The organism is Dactylosporangium sp. NPDC000244, from assembly GCF_040300725.1.
Taxonomy (GTDB): domain Bacteria; phylum Actinomycetota; class Actinomycetes; order Mycobacteriales; family Micromonosporaceae; genus Dactylosporangium.
Genome location: NZ_JBEPEH010000080.1, coordinates 15,846 through 28,448 on the forward strand (window position 1 = coordinate 15,846; position 12,603 = coordinate 28,448).

The 12,603-nt window shown below is 69.1% G+C and carries 11 protein-coding genes and 3 pseudogenes; 8 read left to right on the top strand and 6 right to left on the bottom strand.

The genetic code is table 11. From position 1 onward, the window contains the following. Positions 1 to 60 precede the first annotated feature (60 nt). Positions 61 to 1,464, bottom strand: coding sequence for an L-serine ammonia-lyase (locus tag ABT369_RS56285; RefSeq protein ID WP_350626733.1), 1,404 nt, complete (start codon positions 1,462 to 1,464; stop codon positions 61 to 63). Between the two features lie 51 nt (positions 1,465 to 1,515). Beyond that, positions 1,516 to 2,571 (bottom strand): Lrp/AsnC family transcriptional regulator, encoded by a 1,056-nt coding sequence (locus tag ABT369_RS56290; RefSeq protein ID WP_350626736.1) that lies wholly within the window; start codon positions 2,569 to 2,571, stop codon positions 1,516 to 1,518. A 251-nt stretch (positions 2,572 to 2,822) separates the two neighbouring features. On the opposite strand from ABT369_RS56290, the pseudogene ABT369_RS56295 reads away from it, so the two are divergent. Continuing rightward, positions 2,823 to 3,338 (top strand): annotated as a pseudogene (locus ABT369_RS56295) (transposase); the annotation flags it as partial. A 6-nt stretch (positions 3,339 to 3,344) separates the two neighbouring features. On the opposite strand, the gene fxlM reads toward ABT369_RS56295, so the two are convergent. Further along, on the bottom strand, positions 3,345 to 4,607 hold the full coding sequence (gene fxlM / locus ABT369_RS56300; RefSeq protein WP_350626738.1) for a methyltransferase, FxLD system: 1,263 nt from the start codon (positions 4,605 to 4,607) through the stop codon (positions 3,345 to 3,347). A gap of 172 nt (positions 4,608 to 4,779) precedes the next feature. Here fxlM and ABT369_RS56305 point away from each other — a divergent pair, with 172 nt between their 5' ends. Both ABT369_RS56305 and ABT369_RS58125 read left to right on the top strand, forming a co-directional pair. Beyond that, positions 4,780 to 5,586, top strand: coding sequence for a polysaccharide deacetylase family protein (locus ABT369_RS56305; protein WP_350626740.1), 807 nt, complete (start codon positions 4,780 to 4,782; stop codon positions 5,584 to 5,586). 399 nt (positions 5,587 to 5,985) lie between these two features. Next, entirely contained in the window at positions 5,986 to 6,189 is a 204-nt protein-coding gene (locus ABT369_RS58125) for a hypothetical protein (RefSeq protein ID WP_502891962.1), read from the top strand. Positions 6,190 to 6,341: 152 nt separating this feature from the next. On the opposite strand, the gene ABT369_RS58130 is transcribed toward ABT369_RS58125, so the two are convergent. Continuing rightward, a complete protein-coding gene (locus ABT369_RS58130) occupies positions 6,342 to 6,530 on the bottom strand; it encodes a prolyl oligopeptidase family serine peptidase (RefSeq protein ID WP_502891963.1) in 189 nt (62 codons plus the stop codon). Positions 6,531 to 6,955: 425 nt separating this feature from the next. Here ABT369_RS58130 and ABT369_RS56315 point away from each other — a divergent pair. The 3 genes and pseudogenes from ABT369_RS56315 to ABT369_RS56325 all read left to right on the top strand — a co-directional run. Beyond that, positions 6,956 to 8,028: pseudogene (locus ABT369_RS56315) on the top strand (extracellular catalytic domain type 1 short-chain-length polyhydroxyalkanoate depolymerase); the annotation flags it as partial. Positions 8,029 to 8,311: 283 nt separating this feature from the next. Further along, positions 8,312 to 8,488: a hypothetical protein gene (locus ABT369_RS56320; protein WP_350626742.1), complete on the top strand. Its 177-nt coding sequence runs from the start codon at positions 8,312 to 8,314 to the stop codon at positions 8,486 to 8,488. Positions 8,489 to 8,857: 369 nt separating this feature from the next. Next, positions 8,858 to 9,271: a glycoside hydrolase family protein gene (locus ABT369_RS56325; protein WP_350626744.1), complete on the top strand. Its 414-nt coding sequence runs from the start codon at positions 8,858 to 8,860 to the stop codon at positions 9,269 to 9,271. 16 nt (positions 9,272 to 9,287) lie between these two features. Here the strand turns inward: ABT369_RS56325 and ABT369_RS56330 are convergent. Both ABT369_RS56330 and ABT369_RS56335 read right to left on the bottom strand, forming a co-directional pair. Continuing rightward, positions 9,288 to 9,380: pseudogene (locus ABT369_RS56330) on the bottom strand (IS3 family transposase); the annotation flags it as partial. A 33-nt stretch (positions 9,381 to 9,413) separates the two neighbouring features. Beyond that, positions 9,414 to 9,791, bottom strand: a complete 378-nt coding sequence (locus ABT369_RS56335; protein ID WP_350626746.1) for a UvrD-helicase domain-containing protein — start codon at positions 9,789 to 9,791, stop codon at positions 9,414 to 9,416. Positions 9,792 to 10,952: 1,161 nt separating this feature from the next. Here ABT369_RS56335 and ABT369_RS56340 point away from each other — a divergent pair. After that, a complete protein-coding gene (locus ABT369_RS56340; protein ID WP_344614301.1) occupies positions 10,953 to 11,465 on the top strand; it encodes a SigE family RNA polymerase sigma factor in 513 nt (170 codons plus the stop codon). A 2-nt stretch (positions 11,466 to 11,467) separates the two neighbouring features. Then, positions 11,468 to 12,274: a hypothetical protein gene (locus ABT369_RS56345; protein ID WP_350626749.1), complete on the top strand. Its 807-nt coding sequence runs from the start codon at positions 11,468 to 11,470 to the stop codon at positions 12,272 to 12,274. The last annotated feature ends 329 nt before the right edge of the window (positions 12,275 to 12,603 follow it).

Consider the following 12,603-nt stretch of genomic DNA (forward strand, 5'->3'; position numbering starts at 1 on the left):
CCCCGCTGGGTCGCTGGTCACTGCGTGACGTGATTGATGTCGAAGTTCGACGGGCGCCGCTCAGCACTCGACGACATTGACGGCGAGACCGCCAAGCGCCGTCTCCTTGTACTTGTCGCTCATGTCCGCGCCGGTCTCTCGCATGGTCGCGATGACCTGATCCAGGGAAACATGGTGGCCGCCGTCACCCCACAACGCCATCTTCGCCGCATTGATCGCCTTCGCCGCAGCGATCGCATTTCGTTCGATGCACGGCACTTGGACGAGTCCGCCGATCGGGTCACAGGTGAGGCCGAGATTGTGCTCCATCGCGATCTCGGCGGCGTTCTCGACCTGACGGGGCGTGCCGCCGAGGATCTCAGCGAGACCTGCCGCGGCCATCGACGACGCCGATCCCACCTCGCCCTGGCAGCCCACCTCGGCGCCGGAGATCGATGCGTTCGCCTTGTAGAGGCTGCCGATCGCCGCCGCGGTGAGCAGGAACCGCTCGATGATGTCGTCTTCGGCGCCGACCTCGACCGAACGGCTCGCCGGTGTGTAGTGCAGCGCGTAATACAGCACTGCGGGGATGATGCCTGCGGCACCGTTGGTCGGCGCCGTGACGATTCGTCCCCCGCTCGCGTTCTCCTCGTTCACGGCGAGCGCGACGAGGTTCACGCGCTCCTGCCAGTACTCGTCTCGATGGTCGGGGTCTTCAACAGCGAGTCGGGCAGCCCAATCACCCGCGCGCCGGCGCACGCCCAGTCCTCCCGGGAGCACGCCGACGCGTGCGATCGCCGAATGGACGCATGCCTCCATGACCTGCCACAGCTTGCGCAACCCCTGGCGGATATCCGCATGTGATCGCAACGTCCGCTCGTTGGCGAGCATCACCTGGCTGATGGTCAGTCCGCTGTCGTCGCAGATCGCGAGCAGGTCGGCTGCGGTTCGGAATGGCAGCGGCGCGGGCGGTGACGTGGCACCGACGGGTGGGGCGTCGTCACCGTCCCGCACGATGAAGCCGCCGCCGATGGAGTAGTACGTCTCTGCGGCGAGGACCGTCTCGGCGGGACCGAGTGCCGTGAAGGAGATCGCGTTGGTGTGTCGTTGGCGCACGGTCAGCGGCCGAAGCACGAAGTCCTCGATGCGGCAGGGGATTCGATGTGAGCCTGCGAGGAGGGCCCTGCCGGTCGAGGTGATCGCGGCCAGTCGTTCGTCGGCTTCGGCGGGGGTCACCGCGTCCGGGCGGACTCCCTCGAGACCGAGAAGGACGGCGGTGAAGGTGCCGTGCCCGCGACCCGTCGCGGCGAGGGACCCGAAGATTTCCACCCGGACGCTCTCCACCCGGTCGATGACCTGCAGATCGGTGAGGTGAGCGGCGAAGGTCGCGGCAGCTTTCATCGGTCCCACGGTGTGCGAGCTCGAAGGGCCGATCCCGACAGTGAAGAGGTCGAACACGCCGACTGTCGCCTCCGAAGTGGTCATGGCGGATCACCGTAGCCGCTGTGCGGCCGGAGGGCGGTCGGCTGCAGATTTTTACTCGTTCTGAGGGTCCACGTGTGGGAAAAGCGTCGGAAGGTGGGAGAAGACGCCGGTTGCGTTGCCCTGGGCATCCAGGTGCCGGCCTTCCTTCTTGAGCGTTCGCAGCACCACCGACCGGTCTGCGATCGTCACACCAGGCAGCCGCTCCTCGATGGCCACCTCGAGTCGCTGCACGTCGGCCAGCGTCTTCATCCAGACCGAGAGGACGAGGTTGTAGGGCCCGACGGTGGAGACGCCAAGCCGGATCTCTTTGAGACGCGCGAGCGCGGATCCGACCCGCTCCACGATCGTGGCGGGGACACGCAGGAAGTACCAGGCGTGCACCGGCCATCCGGAGTGCGCCTTGGCCATGTCGAGTCGGGTGACGAGTCGGCCTCGGCTGGTGAGCGCGGCCATGGTCTCGCGCACCCGACGTTGGCTCACCTCGAGGGTTCTCGACATCGCAGCAACGGTCGCCCGCCCGTCCTGCCCCAGTATCTTCAGGAGCTCGTGCTCCAACTGCGGGTCGATGCGCAGCCGCTCGCGCCTGTCGTCCGCCACGGCGCGTTCTATCGATGCCACTTCATCGGCCGAGAGGGAACGAAGTCGCCACTGACCGGCGTCCGTGAAGGGCGCCGACAGCAGATGCGTCTTCGTCGATCGCACGCCCTCGAGTCCGCGCATTCGATTCATGATGTACGAGGTGAGGGCATTCAGACTCTCCGCGGTGACCAGCACCAGCATCTCACGGCCCCCCGCGGTCAGATCGACGGTGAACGCCTCCCGGTCGGCCGCCAGCGCCTGGCCGATTTCGAGCGTCGCACCCGGGTGCGTCTGCACTTCGAGGATGGCCGACGGTCCCCTCAGCTCCGGGCCGGGATGTCCCGAGACCCAGGCGAGACCATCTCGTGAGAGGCGTTCCCAGCGGCGTGCGGCTGTCACCGAATCCACCCCGACGACCGGTGCGATCGCCGCCCATCTCGCGCGTGGGTTGATCTGGAGCGCATGAATCAGTCGTCGGTCCACCTCATCAAGTCCGTGAACCTTCGAATTTGTCTCGCCAGTGCTCATGATTCTTCAGGATAGCCTGTTCTTCTGGCCTGTCACAGGATGCGTCCTCGAACCCCGGACGGGATGGGAGGGCGCTGTGCTCGTGCTCCGCCGAGGCATCCGTCGCGCGCGCAGCGACACGCGCAGGCACCATCGACGGGTCACGTCCACGGGAGTGGTGTACGAATCGCCCACTTTTGTGGTGGTTGAGGATGTGGAGACGGTCATCGCTTGATCCTTCGAGCTGCGAAGCATGAAGGAGAGATCAAGCGATGACCGTACCCAAGAGTGTGGACGTCGGCCGGTTTCTGCGTGAGGAACTCGGCTCGGCGTCACCCGATCTGCTGCGTTCGATGGTGAAGACGTTCGCCGAAGCACTCATGTCCGCTGAGGCCGACGCCGTGTGCGGCGCGCCGTATGGCGAGCGCAGCGACGAGCGGACGAACCAGCGCAACGGCTACCGGGACTGGGACACCCGCGCAGGCAGTGTGGAATTGGCGATCCCGAACCTGCGGCAAGGCTCCTACTTCCCGGACTGGCTGCTGCAGCACCGCCGCCGGGCCGAACAGGCCCTCGTCAGTGTCGTGGCCACGGCCTATCTGCTGGGAGTCTCGACGAGGCGAGTGGAGAAACTCGTCGAGCAGCTCGGCATCACCGGCCTGTCGAAGTCTCAGGTCAGTGAGATGGCGGTGCATCTGGACGCGCAAGTCGAGGCGTTCCGCAACCGGCCTCTGGACGCCGGCCCCTGCACATTCCTGGCCCGCGACGCCCTCGTCGTCAAAGTCCGGGCTGGGTCAGGCCGCCGCTCCGGTGCCCGGCCAGGTGAGCGCGATCGTGGTGTGCCGGCGTGGTACGACGAACTGGCCGGGCGCGGTCGCAGGTCGGGTGGTGCCGGCCGGGTGCACGGTGATCTGCGGGTCGGGACCGTGCCGGTGGTCGCGGTTCCATACCGCGATGGCGTCGAGCAGTTGCTCGGTGACGCGGTCGGCGTCGGGTCCGAAGCCGTGCCCGCCGAACTGCCAGGTGTGCTCGTCAAGCCGGCGCAGGGCCAGGTAGGCCAGGCTGTCCGCGGTGAGGAACGCGGGGATGATGGCGGCGAACGCGTCGATCCGGTCTGCGGTGCGGTCGCGGTCGAGGATCAGGCGGCCGTAGGGGACTGGTTGGCTGGCCAGCCACAGCAGCAGCGTCTCGAACGACGTGCGTGGGGGCATGGTGACCGGCGCCCATGCCTCGAGCCGGGGGCCGGTCAGGGCGGCGGTGAGCGCGGCGGGGTCGACCCGGGTGGTGGGGTCGTCGAGGCGGAGCACGATCGTGTCGTCGCCGAGTGGGAGGTGCTGTTCGGGCTGAGCGTCGTCGCCCTGCATCGGGACGAACCCGCACAGGATCATGGACGTGGCGGCGAGGTGGTCACCGCGGCGGGTGAAGGCGATGCTGCGGGTGTTGCCCCGCATCCGCAGCGGCACGACCACTACGCCGCCTGGCGCGAGCTGGTCGATCCACGCCGGTGGGATGTCCGCGGCCTCGACCGTGACGATGATCGCGTCGTACGCCGCGTGCGTCGGGTAGCCGTTCGTGCCGTCGGTGACGGCGACGGTAACTGGGTGGCCGGTGGCGGCCAGGCTGGCGCGGGCTCGGTCGATGACGTCGGCGTCGATGTCGATCGAGGTGACGCAGCCGCCGGGGCCGACGATCTCGGCGATGAGCGCGGCGTTGTAGCCGCCGGAGCCGATCTCCAGGACTCGGCTGCCGGGGCCGATGCGGGCCTGCTCGATCATTCGGGTCTGCAGCCAGGGCGCGGACACCGAGCTCATCGCCTGGCCGTTGGCTCCACGCTTCGTGACGAGCACGCCGTGCGCTGCGTACACCGCGGCAGGGTCCGTCCCGGGTGGTGCGAACAGCTCCCGCGGCACCGACAGCACCGCGCGGGTGACCGCCTCCGTGGTGATCGCGCCTTCCGCCGTCAGCTCGTCGGCGAGGCGGCGGCGCAGGTCGGCGGCAGGTTGAGCGGTTGGGGCGACGTCGGCTACCAGCGGGCTTTCCCTTCCAATCGTGGGCACCGGCTCCGTCTGGCTGGGCCTATGGCTGAGCGTTTGCGGTGGTGCCGACGGCCGCACCAGGTACAGGGGCCTGGTTGGGTTTGCGACCGCGACCGACCAGCTGCTGGGAGGATGATCGCCGCCGCTTGCCGTGACACGATGCCACAACGGGATCGATGGGGGGAGCGGCGAAATGGTGCTGTCGCGGCGGCAGATACTGGCCGGAACCGGGCTCGCGGTGGCCGGAATGGCCGTCGGGGCGGGCGGCCAGCCCCTCGCCCGGTATGTCTTTGGCCTGAACCAGCCGCCGCTGGCCGGGGGCTACGCCTCGGCCGCCGACGTGCTGACCGACGCGGAGTCGCCGAGCACGACCATCACCTACCACGTGCGCACTGACGAGCCGGTCGTCGCGTTCACCTTCGACGATGGGCCCGCGCCGGACTGGACGCCGATGGTGCTCGACGCCCTCGATGCGTGGCAGGTGCCGGCGACGTTCTTCATGGTCGGGCGCAACCTCAGCCAGCACGCCGCGGTCGTGCGCGGCCGGCTCGACCGGCACGAGGTCGGCAACCACACCTGGTCGCACGCCGACCTCGCCACCCTCGACCTCAATCAGGCCACCGCGCAGATCGACCGCGGCGCGGCGGCGATTCGCACGGCCACCGGCCGCAACCCGACCCTGCTGCGGCCCCCGTACGGCCACCTCGGCGGCTCCACCATCCTCGCCGCCGACAAGCTCGGCTACCGGCTCGTGCTGTGGTCGCAGCAGATGCGCGAGGCGCAGTACGAGAAGAACCCCCAGGGCCAGGTCCGCGACATCGTCGACACCGTCCGGCCCGGCTCGATCGTGCTGGCCCACGATGTCGGCGATCAGCGCCGGCTGGTGGCGCTGCGCCACCTTGGCGAGATGTTCGCCGGGCTGCGCGCCCGCGGCTTCCGGTTCGTGACCGTGTCCGAGCTGCTGGCCCTCGGCGCGGACGGCTCGACCGTGCGGCCCTGACGTCAGGAGCAGCGGCCGGCTCGGCTTGGGACTGGCGGACGAATGCGGCTGGCCCGGGCCGGCCGGTGCCCCCGTTGTGGCGCACCGGCCGGCCGGGACCGACGGTCAGGGGCTGGTGCAGGTGATGCCGCTGGGCGTCGGCGTGCTGGGGCCGGTTGCGGTGAAGCCGGACGTCGTCGTCGCGCCGGCCCCGAGGGGTGCCGTTGGAGGCGGTGTTGCGGACAGTGACGTTGCCGGTGGTCCCGGTGTTGGTGCCGTTTCAGAGGCTGCTGATCGCCTGCCCGCTGGTCAGGGTGAGCCGGGTGGTCCAGCCGCTCAGGGGGCGCCGAGCCGCCGTTGGTGACCGTGACCTCGCCCTGGAAGCCGCCGGGCCAGCTGTTCACGGCCCGGTAGGTCGGGGTGCAGGCACCGGGCTGGCCACTGGGCGGCGGGCTGCTGCTCGGCGGGGTGCTGGTCGGCGGCGGCGACGACACGGGCGGGCTGCTCGGCGGCGTCGTGTTCTGGAACTGCGAGAAGAACTTCCAGATGTCGCCCGAGGTCCACGTCCGGGCGTCGTTCGGCGAGCCCGACCCGTCCACGGGGCTCGGGGTGTGGTTACCGTGAACGCGGCCCACTGCACCGGGTAGCCGGCCCGGCAGCCGGAGTACGCCGTGGTGATGTGGGCCAGGCTGCCCTGCGCCGGCTCCCGCGGGCTCTGCGCGCGCAGGCGTTGTTGCGCACGAATGTGTCCCGCAGCGAGCGGCCGTTGCTGATGTTCAGCATGCTGTCGTGGGTACCGTGAATGCCGAAGTACGCCACCGGCTGGGTGCCGCCGTTGCAGCTTTGAGGTTCGCCCCCGACAGCACCGTGACCGCCCGGAACACCGTCGGCAGGGCACACGCGATCGCGTAGCTCATTGCGCCGCCGTAGCTCCAGCCCAGGGCGAACACCTGGGCCGTGTCCACGCACAGCCCGCCCTCGACCAGCCGGGTCAGGTCGTCGACCAGCGTGAGGTCCCGCCCCTTGGTGTTGGCTCAGCCGTTGTCGATGCCCTGCGGCGCCACGAAGATGGCGCCGGTGCCCGACAGCGGCTGCAGTAGAAGCCCGCCGACGACACGTTCTGGGCCGTGCCGTTGAGCCAGTGCACCGCGAAGATCAGCTTGTAGGGCCGGCTGCAGTTGAGGCGCGTTAACTGGCCCTGTCGGCGGCGCCTATGAGCGCTCACAAGCCAGTCCTGGGAGGACCCGTGAAGCCGCTGCATCGACTGCTGCCCGCCGCCGCAATGGTCTTGGTCGCCGGGCTCGCCACCCTGCTGCTGCCGAACTCACCCGCGTTGGCGGCCGGGCTGACCCGGGTCACCAACTTCGGGAACAACCCGACCAACCTGAACATGTACATCTATGCGCTGGCGAACGTGGCGCCGCGGCCGGCATTGCTGGTGCTGGTGCACTACTGCAGCGGTTCGGCGTCCGGGATCTTCAACGGCAACGGGCACGACTACGTGACGGCCGCGGATCGGTACGGGTACATCATCGTGGTCCCGGAGGCGACCCGCAGCGGCAGTTGTTTCGACGTGTCCACCCCGGCGGCGCTGAAGCGCAACGGCGGCAGTGACTCGACCGGGATCATGTCGATGGCGGCGTATGCCCGCTCGCATTACCCGATCGATGCGGGCCGGATCGTGGTGTCGGGGTTCTCCTCCGGCGCGATGATGACCAACGTCGTGGCCGCCGAGTACCCGGACGTCTTCTCCGCCGCGTCCGCGTTCTCCGGCGTTCCGGCCGCCTGCTTCGCCACCACCGATGGGTCGCTGTGGAACAATCAGTGCTCCGGCGGCAACATCAGCAAGACCGCGCAGCAGTGGGGTGACCAGGCCCGGGCGATGTACCCCGGCTACAGCGGCTCCTACCCCGCGGATGCAGATGTGGCACGGCACCACCGACACGACTCTCGCCTATCCGAACTTCGGCGAGGAGATCAAGCAGTGGACGACCTGCACGGGCTGAGCCGGACCCCGGCATTCACGGATCATCCGCAGTCGAGTTGGACCCGGACCCGCTACGGCGCCACCGGCACCCAGGCCACCGTCGAGGGCATCAGCATCTCCGGCGTCGGCCACCAGCTGCCCATGTCCGGGCAGCTCGCCTACGCCATCGCCTTCCTCGGCCTCGACGGGTCGGGCCCGACCAGCTCGCCGCCCTCCAGCCCGCCGGTCTCCTCGCCGCCCGTCTCCTCGCCGCCGGTGCCCGGCGGGCCGGCCGCCTGCCGCGTCTCCGACACCATCAGCGCCTGGAACAACGGCCTGACGAGCGCGATCACGATCACCAACACCGGCACCACGACCGTCCACCACTGGTCACTGGTCTTTACCCTCCCCGCGGGCAGACGATCACCGGCGGCTGGAACGCCACCTACACCCCGTCCAGCGGCCGGGTCACCGCCACCGACGCCGGCTACAACGCCGTCCTCGCCCCCGGCGCCTCCACCGACATCGGCTTCCAGGCCACCCACACCGGCACACCGCCAAGCCGGCCAGGCTCACCCTCAACGGCGCCGCCTGCACCACCGCGTAAGACGGAGAGGCGTATACGCACACCATCCAGAGCCCGCACCGCGGCGCTGACTGTCGCGGCCCGCTGGCCGGCTCGGCCGCTGCCGTCACGCTGCCCGCCTCCGCCGCCGCCATCGGCTGCTCGGCGCAATACACGGTGTCGTCAGGGCCGGGCCCATCCAGATCCGGGGCGGCGTGCTGACGACCCTCGCCATCGACGCCGGCGCGCCCGGCACCGTCTCGGTGCGCAACCCGTGGCCCGGCCAGACCGTCACCGTCGTCGACGGCACGGGCGCCACGGTCCCGACCGGCCAGACCGGCACCACGATCAGCATCCCGGGCCAGGCCGGCACGTCCTACCTCGTGCAGTGAGCGCCCGCGCCCACCACGCCCCTCGCGTTCGCGCCGGTCACCGGTGCCGCGGCCGCCGCGCCGAAGGTGCTCGGCAGCCGTAGCATCGGCATTCGCTGAGGAGAGCATCCATGGGCTTCAGATCCAAGCTCGCCGCCGTCCTGATCCGCCACCGGGCTCGTCACCGGGCTCGCCGCACCCGCCTTCGCGGCGCCGGTCACCATCACGCCCGGCGCGGTGTGGACCGACGCCGCCGGGCGGGCCATCCAGGCGCACGCCGAAGCCGTCATCAAGGTCGGCGGCACCTACTACTGACTCGGCGAGGACAAGACGAACGCGTCGCCGTTCCAGAACATCACCTGCTACTCGTCGAGCGACCTGAGGAAACGGGTGTTTGTCGGCAACGTGCTCACCCGCCAGGCAAGCGGCGACCTCGGCCCTAACCGCGTCGTCGAGCGGCCGCACGTCATCTTCAACGCCGCCACGGCCACCAACGTGATGTACATGCACATCGACAACACGACCTACTCGGAGCGCAGGGCCGGCGTCGCGACGAGCCCGAGCGTCTGCGGCCAGTACACCTACCGGGGCAGCTGCAAGCCGACCGGCCACGACAGCCTCGACGACACCCTGTTCCTCCGCGGTCGCCAAGCTCGCCGGTCCGGAGTCGGCCTCGCGATCCTCCCCGGGTCACTCTCGCCCAGTACTGCCACCTGCTCCGCCACGGCAGTCCTCCACGGTTCCAGGGGATTGACAGAGGACTTGGTGGTGTCCCAGTCGAGTTTGCGCGGGGCTTCGCGGTGATGTCGATGCTAGCCTCGCGCATCAACCGCTCGACGGTGGTCAACTTCCACCCGAGACGATGCAGTTCATGCCAGATCTTTCGCGCGCCGTAGACGCTGCGGTTCTCCGCATAGGTTGCCCGACCGCCAGCGGCGTCGCTCGCTCACGAATCTCGTCCGAGTACTTCTTCGGTGCCGCGATAACAGCGCATCCTCCGGCTGTTCGATGCCTCCATCAAACCCGGCGGCCTGTTGTGTGACGAGCCCGTCGCGTCTGGCTTGCATCCGTGTTCCGGTCTGGTCGCGGCCGAGTTCCAGGCGGAACCCGAACAACCTTGTGCCTGGTCGCCGCCGAAGATAGTCCTGCCGCGGCCGAGTTCATGGAGCATCACGTATTGCAACGGCGTTAGATCCTGCGCCTCGTCGACGATGACCGCAGCGTATCGGGCCCGATAGGACCCCATCAGATCCGGCATCTCCTGGCCTCCAACCCCCTCGACCTCGGCTACGGAATCCCCGAAGTCGCCGAACGACTCGGCCACGACCCAGCAACCCTCATGCGCTACTACACCCGCATCAACGCCCAACGCCGCCAACAAGCCGCCCACGACCTCGCCCAGCTCGTCACACCAACAGCAACGCTCATGACCTAGCAAAGTCCGAACCACCGCATCGCGACGGGGCTCACATCACGGACTCCTTTACTCGGCCGGTTTATGCTTGAGACGACCTGGGAGAACGTGCCTGAGCACGTCGCTGGGGCCTCCGACGACTGGGGGTCAAGGGGTCGCGGGTTCAAATCCCGCTGTCCCGACGTTGGAAAAGGTCAGCTCAGCTGGCCTTTTTTGTCGACACTAATCGATGCAGAGATCGCCGCGCGACACGAATTTTGTCCCGTACGGGCGTACTGTTACCCATCCCCCAGCGCCTTGACCTGCGGCTTTGCTGTCACGCCCAACGCGTCAACGCGTGTGTAGGATCCGACCCGAGGACCGTGCTGACCTGCGGTTTCACGATTTCGACGGCCAGCACGCCGCTCAGCGACCCCATGGCTCGCCCTGTCCCGCCAGGCCCACGAGCAAGGGTCTACTGTGGACGATCACGACACACCGCCGACACGTACGCCCGTACTGTGATCACCAGGAGCAGTCCACCTCGCACCGGACACGCAGCGGCACGTTCTATGAGCACCCCAAGGATCGCCGGCGCCCGTACAGGGTCGAACCACGCACCTGATCATGGTTACCGGATCGGGCAGCCGATGAGAGAGCGACCCTACCGATCACCTCGACCCAGCCTGGCCGGGCTGCGGTCGTACCGCCAGTCAACAAGATGGCGCTGAGCGTGAACGTGATCATGGACCACCTTGGTGATGTGAGGCTTCGACCGTCCAATTGGACGCGTTACGGCGATTTCGTCGCCTCTGAAGATTCCGGCACTGGTCGTTCGTGACGGGCGGGACGCCGAGATCCTCTGCGCGGAAAGCGTTGCGTCGCCGACACCTGGACCGGCGCACGCCTGCGATCCACCAACGGGCTCGGGTACCGGCGGATCACGAAGGACTCGGAGGTGGTGGGCGGCGTGGTGGCCTTCGTCTGCGATGAGGACCGGCCCAGGATCGCCTCGTAATCCGTGCAACCTGCCGGCCCGTTGCTTACGTGAGTATTGCCGTCAGGGACGAGGGAGGTTGCATGGGATCGGGCATGAGCCGCGATCGGGAGTTCGGCGACTACTACGCCGCCCGGGGCAGGGCGGTCCGGGCGACCGCCTACCTGTTGTGCGGCGACTGGCATCTGGCGCACGACCTCACACAGACTGCATTCATCAAGCTCTATCTAGCGTGGCCCCGGATCCAACGCAAGGAGCCCGTCGACCGCTACGTCCGGCGCACCCTCCTACGGGTCTTCCTCGACGAGCGTCGCCGGCCGTGGCGCCGGGAGCGGCCGACGGCCGAGTTCGTCGACCTGGACCCGGGCGCCCCGGCCGGGACCGACCGGGTCGACGACCGCCTAATCCTGCGCCGTGCCCTGGCGGCCGTTCCCGCGCGCCAGCGGGCCGTGCTGGTGCTGCGGTTCTGGGAGGACCTGTCGGTCGAGGAGACCGCGGAGCTGCTCGGGATCTCGGTCGGCACGGTCAAGAGCCAGGCCGCCCGCGGGCTGCAAACTCTGCGCCGCCTGCTCGGCGTGCCCGACACCGCTTCCACAGGTAAGGAGTGACGATGCACGACAACGACGTGCGGGATCTGTTCGCGCGGGTGGTCGGCGAGGCCGGGCCGCGGCCAGCGAGCCGGGAGGAGATGGTGGCAGCCGGGCGGCAGGCCAGAAACCACCGGCGCCGATGGTGGGCCGGCGGAGTCGCGCTGGCCGCGGTCGCCGCCGTGGCGGCCATGACCCAGGTCGTACCGGCACCCGGCGCGCCAGGCACCGTCGCCGCGCCAGGCACCACCAGCGCACACAGCCCGGGGGTGGCCAAGTCGCCCACCGGTCGTGCGGTGTCGAAGATCCCGGAAGCCCAGCAGCAGCGCGCCAACCAGATGCTGGCCGCGCTCATTGCCGCGATACCGGCCGGATACACCACTCCGGCGCCGGGCGCCACTCCGGCGGCGGGCCACCCGTTCACCCGTTACGCAATTGTGGAGGGCTGGCAGCAGACTGGCTGGCGCTACTCGGTCGGTACCGAGGTCTACCGCGACGGCAAGGCCGGCTTGGTGCGGGTCGGCTCGTTCACCGACTACGGCCCGCCCGGCACCAACGATCCGTGCGCCGCCGCCTACCAGGCCGTCGGCTCGTACGACGGTTGTACGGTACTGACCGCGGTCACCGGTACCCCGGTCGCGGTGTCCTGGCGGGGCGGCAGCGGCAAGGTGCCGCGTGAGGTCCGAGCGACCTGGGTGGCCGACGACCGGGCGGTGTCCGTGGAGCAGGGGCCCGGCGCCCAGCAGCCCGGCTTCGGCATGCTGACCCAGCCGGTCTTCACCGACCAGGAGCTGGCCGACCTCGCGGTGTTGCCCGACTTCCGCGGCTGATCCTCGTCGCCGTAGCCGGTGGTGGCCAGCCACGTTCCGTCCGGCGCGACCACCACCGGCCCGACCCGGCCGAGGTGGCCGGAATCGAGGTGGTGAGTCTGCCGGCCGGTGGCTGGGTCCACAGCCGCACCACCACCCCACCCACCCTCCACCCGAACGCGCGGCCCGAAAACCACCGCACAGCCGACCTCGGCACCATTCCATGTGACGACGCCTATCGCTGGAAGCGGCTATTGGCTAGTGTGCTGCGCCGGAAATTCGCCTACAAAATCGGGCGAGTGATTCGAGGATCTCTTCGGCGGTCTTGGTCCAGATGAACGGGCGTGGGT